Origin of the sequence: Streptomyces sp. (assembly GCF_031178505.1) — a bacterium.
GTDB lineage: Bacteria > Actinomycetota > Actinomycetes > Streptomycetales > Streptomycetaceae > Streptomyces > Streptomyces gulbargensis.
This window is the reverse complement of record NZ_JAPSIW010000189.1, coordinates 1-10270: the sequence shown is the minus strand read 5'-3', so window position 1 is coordinate 10270 and position 10270 is coordinate 1. Positions and strand designations below refer to the sequence as shown.

6 protein-coding genes are annotated in these 10270 nt (G+C 72.0%); 5 read left to right on the top strand and 1 reads right to left on the bottom strand.

What is annotated here, in order from left to right; genetic code table 11:
- Nucleotides 1–180 precede the first annotated feature (180 nt).
- The 3 genes from RIF68_RS15285 (at nt 181) to RIF68_RS15275 (ending at nt 8166) form a co-directional block, all read left to right on the top strand.
- Entirely contained in the window at nt 181–1578 is a 1398-nt protein-coding gene (locus tag RIF68_RS15285; protein WP_309051790.1) for an APC family permease, read from the top strand.
- A 569-nt stretch (nt 1579–2147) separates the two neighbouring features.
- Nucleotides 2148–6713 (top strand): glutamate synthase large subunit, encoded by a 4566-nt coding sequence (gene gltB / locus RIF68_RS15280; protein ID WP_309051789.1) that lies wholly within the window; start codon nt 2148–2150, stop codon nt 6711–6713.
- Nucleotides 6706–8166, top strand: coding sequence for a glutamate synthase subunit beta (locus tag RIF68_RS15275; RefSeq protein WP_309051788.1), 1461 nt, complete (start codon nt 6706–6708; stop codon nt 8164–8166). The genes gltB and RIF68_RS15275 overlap by 8 nt, the downstream gene beginning before the upstream one ends.
- Before the next feature lie 156 nt (nt 8167–8322).
- On the opposite strand, the gene RIF68_RS15270 is transcribed toward RIF68_RS15275, so the two are convergent.
- Complete coding sequence (locus RIF68_RS15270) at nt 8323–9183, bottom strand: aldo/keto reductase (RefSeq protein ID WP_309051787.1); 861 nt, start codon at nt 9181–9183, stop codon at nt 8323–8325.
- Between the two features lie 106 nt (nt 9184–9289).
- Between RIF68_RS15270 and RIF68_RS15265 the strand changes: the two genes are divergently transcribed.
- Together RIF68_RS15265 and RIF68_RS15260 are read left to right on the top strand one after the other, a co-directional pair.
- Nucleotides 9290–9676, top strand: a complete 387-nt coding sequence (locus RIF68_RS15265) for a MerR family transcriptional regulator (protein ID WP_309051786.1) — start codon at nt 9290–9292, stop codon at nt 9674–9676.
- Between the two features lie 57 nt (nt 9677–9733).
- Nucleotides 9734–10108 (top strand): VOC family protein, encoded by a 375-nt coding sequence (locus tag RIF68_RS15260; protein WP_309051785.1) that lies wholly within the window; start codon nt 9734–9736, stop codon nt 10106–10108.
- Nucleotides 10109–10270: the final 162 nt, after the last annotated feature.

The following is a 10270-nucleotide window of genomic DNA, read 5'->3' as shown; positions in this document are numbered from 1 at the left end:
TCGGAGCGTGACGCCCGACTGCCCCCGCCCGGGGGACGCACAGCGCGATGCCGTGTCCCGGTCCTGCGCATTCCCGTGGCGCGGCCACCCGGGGCCTGGAAATTCCTGTGACGCCTGAGGCGGGCGGCCACCCGGGGGGCAGGAGGTGTGGACCACCGAGGCGTGGGGATACGAATCGACATGTCGAGAGGCAATCCACGCGAAACGGACCGCGCGCCCCAGGGCGGGCTCAAGAAGACACTGACCACCCCCCTGCTCTTCTTCTTCATCCTCGGGGACGTCCTCGGCGCCGGCGTCTACGTGCTGGTGGGGCAGGTCGCCGCCGACGCGGGCGGCGCCGTGTGGGTGCCTCTCGTCGTGGCGCTGCTGCTGGCGCTGCTCACCGCCGCCTCCTACGCCGAACTGGCGACGAAGTACCCCCGGTCGGGAGGGGCCTCCCACTACGCCACTCGGGCGTTCGGTCCGTTCGTCGGATTCGTCGCCGGGTTCTGCATGCTCACCGCCGGGATCGTCTCGGTCGCCGCGCTCGCCCGGGGCTTCGGCGGCGAGTACCTGTCGGCGTTCGTGACGCTGCCGGTCGGGGTCGTCGCCGTCCTCTTCCTGATCGTCCTCGCGCTGGTCAACGCGCGGGGCATCAAGGAATCCACCCGCGCCAACGTCGTCGCCACCGTCATCGAGGTCGGCGGCCTGCTCGTCGTCGTCGCGCTGGGCGGGTGGCTGCTGCTGCGGGGTGACGCGGACCCCGGGCGGCTCCTCCGGCTCGGTACGCCCGAGAAGGGTGCCGCGGCGGCCGTCCTGAGCGGTTCCGTGCTGGCGTACTACTCCTTCGTCGGGTTCGAGACGTCCGTGAACGTGGCGGAGGAGACGCGCGACCCCCGCCGCTCCTATCCGCGCGCCCTGTTCGGCGCGCTCGTCGCGGCGGGCGTCGTGTACGCGCTGGTGGGCGTGGCGGCGTCGGTGGCCGTGCCGACGGAGAAGCTGGTGGCGTCGAGCGGGCCGCTCCTGGAGGTGGTCAAGGCGGCGGGCGGGGTCCCGCTGTGGCTGTTCAGCGCCATCGCGCTCGTCGCGGTCGCCAACGGCGCGCTGCTCACCGGCATCATGTCGTCCCGTCTGGCCTACGGCATGGCGCGGGACGGGCTGCTGCCCGCCTCGCTCGCCAGGGTGCTGCCGCGCCGCGGCACGCCCTGGGTGGCGATCGCGGTCACCACCGGCGCGGCGATGCTGCTCGCCCTGACCGGGGGCGTCGCCGACCTGGCGTCCACCCTGGTGCTGCTGCTCCTCGTCGTGTTCCTCATCGTCAACACCGCCGTCCTCGTGCTGCGCCGGGACCCGGGCGACGGGAACCACTTCCGGGCCCCGACCGTCCTCCCGGTCCTCGGCATCGCCTCCTGCGTCCTGCTCGCGACCCAGATCGAGGCCCAGGTGTGGATGAGGGGCCTCGCCGTCCTGGCGGTCGGGCTCGTCCTCGCCGCCGTGGCGGTGGGCCGTGGCCGCGGGCGCGGTGACGACGGCGGCCCGGCCGGGAAGACCGGCCTTCCGGCCGGAGACGGCGCCCGGCGGGTCACCCGCTCGGGCTGACCACGCCAGGCGCCTGCCCGCTCGGAGCCGTCGGGGCACGGTCGCCCTCTCCGCCGGGCGCTGCGGCCCCGTCCGCGCGAAGCCGACGGATTCCGTACCCCCGATCGATCACGGCAAGGCCCCGAAAGGGGCCTTTCCGGCATTTCGGGGCCTCTTTCCGTCCTGGAACGGGCATTCCGGCTGTGACGTAGATCCCTGGTCCGAATCCCGGCCGCGATGAGACACTATGCGGGACGCCACATAAGTAGCCGATTACCCGGCGGTTTCGAACCCGTGTCCCACGGGAATGAGGCATGAGCGTCTTTGGGCAACGAAGCCCGCCCCATCATGACGGCCCGCCGGGACCCCCGGTTCACTGCCCGGACCCGCGTTCCGTCCCTCGCGGGGACATTCCACCCCCGCACCCCAAGGCAGAACACACCACCGCTCCGTGTCGGAGGTGTCCGCATGCTGGAATGAGCTATCCGCTTCGCGAGAAGCCAGCCATCATGTAACCTGCACGAAATTTCGCGGAGGGCCAACGTCGTCCCTCGGCAGCTCCACTTGCCACGACGACGACGGGAGAGCCGATGCGTTCCGACGCCTGGTCGCCCATGGACGGTCGCCCCGCCCCCCAGGGCATGTACGACCCCCGTAACGAACACGACGCCTGCGGTGTCGGGTTCGTGGCCACCCTCACCGGTGTAGCCAGCCACGAGCTGGTCGAGCAGGCGCTGACCGTACTGCGCAACCTCGAGCACCGCGGCGCCACCGGCTCGGAGCCCGACTCCGGTGACGGCGCCGGCATCCTCCTCCAGGTCCCCGACGCCTTCCTCCGCGAGGTCGCCGGATTCGAGCTCCCCGAGGCCGGCGCGTACGCCGTCGGCATCGCCTTCCTCCCCGAGGACGGCGCGGACGAGACCGTCGCGCGGATCGGGGCGATCGCCGCCGAGGAGGGCCTCACCGTCCTCGGCTGGCGCGAGGTCCCCGTCGCCCCCGAGCTGCTCGGCGCCTCCGCCCGTTCCACCATGCCGGTCTTCCGCCAGCTGTTCGTCGCGGACGGCACCGGCGAGGCCACCGGCATCGCCCTGGACCGCAAGGCGTTCGTCCTGCGCAAGCGCGCCGAGCGCGAGGCCGCGACCTACTTCCCGTCGCTCTCCGCCCGCACCCTCGTCTACAAGGGCATGCTGACCACCGGCCAGCTGGAACCCTTCTTCCCGGACCTCTCCGACCGCCGCTGCGCCTCCGCCGTCGCCCTGGTCCACTCCCGCTTCTCCACCAACACCTTCCCGAGCTGGCCGCTCGCCCACCCGTACCGCTTCGTCGCCCACAACGGTGAGATCAACACCGTCAAGGGCAACCGGAACTGGATGACCGCCCGCGAGGCCCAGCTCGTCTCGGACGTCTTCGGCGAGGGCTCCCTGGAGCGGATCTTCCCGATCTGCACCCCGGACGCCTCCGACTCCGCCTCCTTCGACGAGGTCCTGGAGCTGCTCCACCTCGGCGGCCGCTCCCTGCCGCACGCGGTCCTGATGATGGTCCCCGAGGCGTGGGAGAACCACGACTCCATGGACCCGGCCCGCCGCGCCTTCTACCAGTACCACTCCACGATGATGGAGCCCTGGGACGGCCCCGCCTGCGTCACCTTCACCGACGGCGTCCAGGTCGGCGCGGTCCTCGACCGCAACGGTCTGCGCCCCGGCCGCTACTGGGTCACCGACGAGGGCCTCGTCGTCCTCTCCTCCGAGGTCGGCGTCCTCGACATCGACCCCGCCCGCGTCGTCCGCAAGGGCCGTCTCCAGCCCGGCAAGATGTTCCTCGTCGACACCGCCGAGCACCGCATCATCGAGGACGACGAGATCAAGGCCGCCCTCGCCGCCGAGAAGCCCTACGCGCAGTGGCTGGAGACCGGCGAGATCGAGCTCTCCGACCTCCCCGAGCGCGAGCACATCGTGCACACCCACGCCTCGGTCACCCGCCGCCAGCAGACCTTCGGCTACACCGAGGAGGAGCTGCGCGTCATCCTCGCCCCGATGGCCCGCACCGGCGCCGAGCCGATCGGCTCCATGGGCACCGACTCGCCCATCGCGGCCCTCTCCGAGCGGCCCCGCCTCCTCTTCGACTACTTCACGCAGCTGTTCGCGCAGGTCACCAACCCGCCGCTGGACGCCATCCGCGAAGAACTCGTCACCAGCCTGCGCTCCTCGCTCGGGCCCCAGGGCAACCTGCTCGAACCGACCGCCGCCTCCTGTCGCAGCGTCACCCTGCCCTTCCCGGTGATCGACAACGACGAGCTGGCCAAGCTCATCCACATCAACGCCGACGGCGACATGCCCGGCATGAAGGCCGTGACCCTCTCCGGCCTCTACCGGGTCTCCGGCGGCGGCGAGGCCCTCGCCGCCCGCATCGAGGCGATCTGCGCCGAGGCCGACACCGCCATCGAGGGCGGCGCCCGCCTCATCGTGCTCTCCGACCGGCACTCCGACGCCGAGCACGCCCCGATCCCCTCGCTGCTCCTGACCGCGGCCGTCCACCACCACCTCATCCGCACCAAGCAGCGCACCAAGGTGGGCCTGCTGGTCGAGGCCGGCGACGTCCGCGAGGTCCACCACGTGGCCCTGCTCATCGGCTACGGCGCCGCGGCCGTGAACCCGTACCTCGCCATGGAGACCGTCGAGGACCTGGTCCGCGCCGGCACCTTCATCGAGGGCCTGGAGCCCGAGCAGGCCATCCGCAACCTGATCTACGCCCTCGGCAAGGGCGTCCTGAAGGTCATGTCCAAGATGGGCATCTCCACCGTCGCCTCCTACCGGGGCGCGCAGGTCTTCGAGGCCGACGGCCTCGACGAGGAGTTCGTCGCCACGTACTTCAACGGCACCGCCACCAAGATCGGCGGCGCCGGCCTCGACGTCATCGCGCAGGAGGTCGCCGCCCGCCACGCCAAGGCGTACCCGGTCTCCGGCGTCGCCTCCGCGCACCGCGCGCTGGACATCGGCGGCGAGTACCAGTGGCGCCGCGAGGGCGAGCCGCACCTCTTCGACCCCGAGACGGTCTTCCGGCTGCAGCACGCCACGCGCAACAAGCGGTACGACATCTTCAAGAAGTACACGGAGCGGGTCAACGAGCAGTCCGAGCGGCTCATGACCCTCCGGGGCCTCTTCGGCTTCTCCTCCGACCGCCCCTCGATCCCGATCGACGAGGTCGAGCCGGTCTCCGAGATCGTCAAGCGCTTCTCCACCGGCGCCATGTCGTACGGCTCCATCTCCCAGGAGGCGCACGAGACCCTCGCCATCGCCATGAACCGGCTGGGCGGCAAGTCCAACACCGGTGAGGGCGGCGAGGACCCGGACCGCCTGTACGACCCGGCGCGCCGCTCCGCGATCAAGCAGGTCGCCTCCGGCCGCTTCGGCGTCACCTCCGAGTACCTGGTCAACGCCGACGACATCCAGATCAAGATGGCGCAGGGCGCCAAGCCCGGCGAGGGCGGCCAGCTGCCCGGCCACAAGGTCTACCCGTGGGTCGCCAGGACCCGGCACTCGACGCCCGGCGTGGGTCTCATCTCGCCGCCGCCGCACCACGACATCTACTCCATCGAGGACCTGGCCCAGCTGATCCACGACCTCAAGAACGCCAACCCGGCCGCGCGCATCCACGTGAAGCTGGTCTCCGAGGTCGGCGTCGGCACGGTCGCCGCCGGTGTCTCCAAGGCGCACGCGGACGTCGTCCTCATCTCCGGCCACGACGGCGGTACGGGCGCCTCGCCGCTCACCTCGCTCAAGCACGCGGGCGGCCCCTGGGAGCTCGGCCTCGCCGAGACCCAGCAGACGCTGCTGCTCAACGGCCTGCGCGACCGGATCGTCGTCCAGACCGACGGCCAGCTCAAGACCGGCCGCGACGTCGTCATCGCGGCGCTGCTCGGCGCCGAGGAGTTCGGTTTCGCGACCGCTCCGCTCGTCGTCTCCGGCTGCGTCATGATGCGCGTCTGCCACCTCGACACCTGCCCGGTCGGCATCGCCACCCAGAACCCGGTCCTGCGCGACCGCTTCTCCGGCAAGGCCGAGTACGTCGTCAACTTCTTCGAGTTCATCGCCGAGGAGGTCCGTGAACTCCTCGCCGAGCTGGGCTTCCGCACCCTGGAAGAGGCCGTCGGCCACGCCGAACTGCTCGACACCAGCCGCGCCGTCCACCACTGGAAGGCGCAGGGCCTCGACCTCGAGCCGCTGTTCCACGTGCCCGAGCTGCCCGCCGGCGCCGTCCGCCACGCCCTGATCGAGCAGGACCACGGCCTGGAGAAGGCCCTCGACAACGAGCTGATCCAGCTCGCCGCCGAGGCCCTGAACGCCCCCTCCGCCGAGGAGGCCCAGCCGGTCCGCGCCCAGGTCGCCATCCGCAACATCAACCGCACGGTCGGCACCATGCTCGGCCACCACGTCACCAAGCGGTTCGGCGGCGCGGGCCTGCCCGACGACACCATCGACATCACCTTCACCGGCTCCGCCGGCCAGTCCTTCGGCGCCTTCCTGCCGCGCGGAGTCACCCTCCGCCTGGAGGGCGACGCCAACGACTACGTCGGCAAGGGCCTCTCCGGCGGCCGCGTGATCGTCCGCCCCGACCGGCGCGCCGACCACCTGGCCGAGTTCTCCACCATCGCGGGCAACACCATCGCGTACGGAGCCACCGGCGGCGAACTCTTCCTCCGCGGCCGCACCGGCGAACGCTTCTGCGTCCGCAACTCCGGCGCCCTGGTCGTCTCCGAGGGCGTGGGCGACCACGGCTGCGAGTACATGACCGGCGGCACGGCGGTCGTCCTCGGCGAGACGGGCCGCAACTTCGCGGCCGGCATGTCCGGTGGCGTCGCGTACGTCGTCGACCTCGACCGGGACAACGTCAACTCCGGCAACGTGGGCGCGATCGAGACTCCGTCGGACGCCGACAAGGCCTGGCTGCACGACGTCGTGCGCCGCCACCACGAGGAGACCGGCTCCACGGTCGCCGAGAAGCTGCTCGCCGACTGGGACGCCGCGGCGGCCCGGTTCAGCAAGATCATCCCCACCACGTACAAGGCAGTGCTCGCCGCCAAGGACGCCGCTGAGCTCGCCGGTCTCTCCGAGTCCGAGACCACCGAGAAGATGATGGAGGCGGCGACCCATGGCTGACCCCAAGGGCTTCCTGACCACCGGGCGCGAGGTCGCCAAGACCCGGCCGGTGGGCGAGCGAGTCAAGGACTGGAACGAGGTCTACGTCCCCGGCTCCCTGCTGCCGATCATCAGCAAGCAGGCCGGCCGCTGCATGGACTGCGGCATCCCGTTCTGCCACAACGGCTGTCCCCTCGGGAACCTCATCCCCGAGTGGAACGACTACGCCTACCGCGAGGACTGGTCGGCGGCGTCCGAGCGCCTCCACGCCACCAACAACTTCCCGGAGTTCACCGGCCGCCTGTGCCCCGCTCCGTGCGAGGCGGCGTGCGTGCTCGGCATCAACCAGCCGGCCGTCACCATCAAGAACGTCGAGGTCTCCATCATCGACAAGGCGTGGGACGGCGGCGACGTCCGGCCGCAGATCCCCGAGCGCCTGTCGGGCAAGACCGTCGCCGTGATCGGCTCCGGCCCGGCGGGTCTCGCCGCCGCCCAGCAGCTCACCCGGGCCGGCCACACCGTGGTCGTGTACGAGCGGGCGGACCGCATCGGCGGCCTGCTGCGCTACGGCATCCCCGAGTTCAAGATGGAGAAGCGCCACATCAACCGCCGCATCGAGCAGATGCGCGCGGAGGGCACCAAGTTCCGCACCGGCATCGAGATCGGCCGCGACCTGACGGCGACGGACCTGCGCAAGCGGTTCGACGCGGTCGTCGTCGCCGCCGGTGCCACCACCGCCCGCGACCTGCCCGTGCCGGGCCGCGAGCTCAAGGGCATCCACCAGGCGATGGAGTACCTGCCGCTCGCCAACAAGGTGGTCGAGGGCGACTTCGTGGCCTCGCCGATCTCCGCCGAGGGCAAGCACGTCGTGGTCATCGGCGGCGGCGACACCGGCGCGGACTGCGTCGGCACCGCCCACCGCCAGGGTGCGGCCTCCGTCACGCAGCTGGAGATCATGCCCCGGCCGGGCGAGGAGCGGGCCGCCAACCAGCCGTGGCCGACCTTCCCCATGCTCTACAAGGTCACCTCCGCGCACGAGGAGGGCGGCGAGCGGGTCTACTCCGTCTCCACCACCCACTTCGAGGGGGACGAGGACGGCAACGTCCAGTTCCTGCACCTGGTCGAGGTCGAGTTCGTCGACGGCAAGCTCACCCAGAAGCCGGGCACCGAGCGGAAGATCCCCGCCCAGCTCGTCACCCTCGCCATGGGCTTCACCGGCACCGACGTGGAGAACGGCCTGGTCGCCCAGTTCGGCCTGGCGCTGGACGAGCGCGGCAACATCGCCCGCGACGCCGACTTCGCCACCAACGTCGACGGCGTCTTCGTCGCCGGCGACGCCGGCCGCGGCCAGTCGCTCATCGTCTGGGCCATCGCCGAGGGCCGCTCCGCCGCCCGCGGCGTGGACCGCTACCTGACCGGCGCCAGCTCCCTGCCGGCCCCGATCCGCCCGACGGACCGCGCCTTGACGGTCTGACCCGCCGGATCCCCCCGAACGTCCCGTACAACGACGTGCGGAACTGACCGCGGCGCTCGCCCACCGTCCCCGACCAAGGACCGGGCGGGCGCCGCGGTGCGTCCGCGCCCCCGCCCCCCGCGCCGGAAGGACTCGGGCGGAGCGGCCTACGGCCCCTCAGGAGCCGTCCAGGCGCGCGTACTGCTCCGGGGTGAGGCGGACGCCGAGCGCGCCCAGGTTCTCCCGCAGGTGGTGCTCCGAGGTGGTGCCCGGGATCGGCAGGACGTGGGGGGCCCGGTGGAGGAGCCAGGCCAGGGCCGTCTGGGACGGGGTCGCGCCGATCTCCCGCGCGACCGCCGCCACCGGCCCGTCCGGGGCCGCGTGGCCGCCCATCGCGATCGGGAAGAAGGGGACGAAGGCGATCCCGCGCCCCGCCGTGTGGTCGAGCACCGCCTCGTGGCCGCGGTCCGCCAGGTTGTAGAGGTTCTGCACGGCGGCGACCGGGGCGACCCTCTCCGCCTCCTCCAGCTGCGCCACCGTCACCTCGGAGAGACCGATGTGCCGCACCTTTCCCTCCTCCTGGAGGAGGCGCAGGGCGCCGACCTGCTCGGCGAGCGGGTAGTGCTCGTCGATCCGGTGCAGGTAGAGGAGGTCGATCCGCTCGGTCCGCAGCCGGCGCAGGCTCAGCTCCGCCTGCTGGCGCAGATAGGCGGGGTGACCGAGCGGCACCCACTCGGTGGGGGAGGGGCGTACCACGCCGACCTTGGTGGCCACCGCGACCTCGTCGCCGTACGGGCGGAGCGCCTCGGCAAGGAGCTCCTCGCCCGCGCCGAGGGCGTAGGCGTCGGCGGTGTCGAAGAGGGTGACCCCGCTCTCCGCCGCCGTCCGCAGCAGCCGCACCGCGGCCGCCCGGTCCGCCGGGGCCCTCCAGATCCGCGCCTCGGGGCCCGTCGGATCGTCCGGCCCGTCGGCCAGCCGCATCGCGCCGTACCCCACGCGCCGGACCGGAAGGTCGCCGCCGAGCTGGAATATCGTCATGTCATCGGTTCGTGTCGTGTCATCGGTCCGCGTCATGTCGGGAACGGTAGGAGCTGACACCGGTGTGAGCTTCAAGCTCGGCGGGCGGGGAAGTGAGGGGGATCACATGGGGACGATGAGGATCGGCGAGCTGGCGCGCGAGACCGGCGTCACCGTGCGGCTGCTGCGCTACTACGAGGAACAGGGCCTGCTCGCCTCCGGGCGCACCCCCGGCGGACAGCGGGTGTACGGCTCCGACGCGCCTGCCGTCGTCCGCCGCATCCGGGCGCTGCTCGCCGCGGGACTGCCCACCCGGGTCATCGCCGAGGTCCTCGCCTGCGTCTGCGGCAGCGAGGCCGAGATCGAGCCGTGCCTGAGCCCTCTGCTCGTCGCCCGGCTCGACGAGATCGACGCCCGGATCCAGAACCTCCAGGGCGCCCGTTCCTCCCTCGCCGCGCTCGTGGCGGCCACCGAGGGCCGCCAACTCGCCGGAGCGGAAGGCGGCGTGGGCTGACCGGGGACGGCGGGAATGCGGTGGCCCGGGGCGAGGGGCGCGGGGGATCATGACGCCATGAGCTCTCTCGTGCGCCATGTGACCATCGACTGCACCGACGCCTACGCGCTCGCCACCTTCTGGGCGGCGGCGCTCGACGCCAAGGTCTCCGACGACGACAAGCCCGGTGACGAGGAGGCGCTGGTCGACTCTCCCGGCGCCAGCCTCCTCTTCATCCAGGTCCCCGAGTCCAAGGCGGTGAAGAACCGGGTCCACCTCGACCTCCAGCCGCAGGACCGCACGCGCGACGAGGAGGTCGAGCGCCTTCTCGCCCTCGGCGCGACCCTCCTGGACGACCGGCGCAACCCGGACGGCACCGGCTGGGCCACGCTCGCCGACCCGGAGGGCAACGAGTTCTGCGTGGAGCGCAGCGCGGCCGAACGAGCCGGCTAGGGCCAGAGCGGGGGCGAGGGCGAGGTGTCGGGCCGGCGGGCGGAGTAATCCCGACAGAAGATGTCAGGTATCCGGTGTTCCCTGGAGCCATGGGAGACAACGGACACACCGACGACACCGGAAGCGGCGGACGCCCGCAGAGCGGCGGGGGCACGGGACGGG

Excerpts from the sequence above, each read along its gene's own strand:
- RIF68_RS15265 (WP_309051786.1), top strand. The coding sequence starts at position 9,290 with ATGGGGACGATGAGGATCGGCGAGCTGGCGCGCGAGACCGGCGTCACC.
- RIF68_RS15260 (WP_309051785.1), top strand. The coding sequence starts at position 9,734 with ATGAGCTCTCTCGTGCGCCATGTGACCATCGACTGCACCGACGCCTAC.
- gltB (WP_309051789.1), top strand. The coding sequence starts at position 2,148 with ATGCGTTCCGACGCCTGGTCGCCCATGGACGGTCGCCCCGCCCCCCAG.
- RIF68_RS15275 (WP_309051788.1), top strand. The coding sequence starts at position 6,706 with ATGGCTGACCCCAAGGGCTTCCTGACCACCGGGCGCGAGGTCGCCAAG.
- RIF68_RS15270 (WP_309051787.1), bottom strand. The coding sequence starts at position 9,183 with ATGACGATATTCCAGCTCGGCGGCGACCTTCCGGTCCGGCGCGTGGGG.
- RIF68_RS15285 (WP_309051790.1), top strand. The coding sequence starts at position 181 with ATGTCGAGAGGCAATCCACGCGAAACGGACCGCGCGCCCCAGGGCGGG.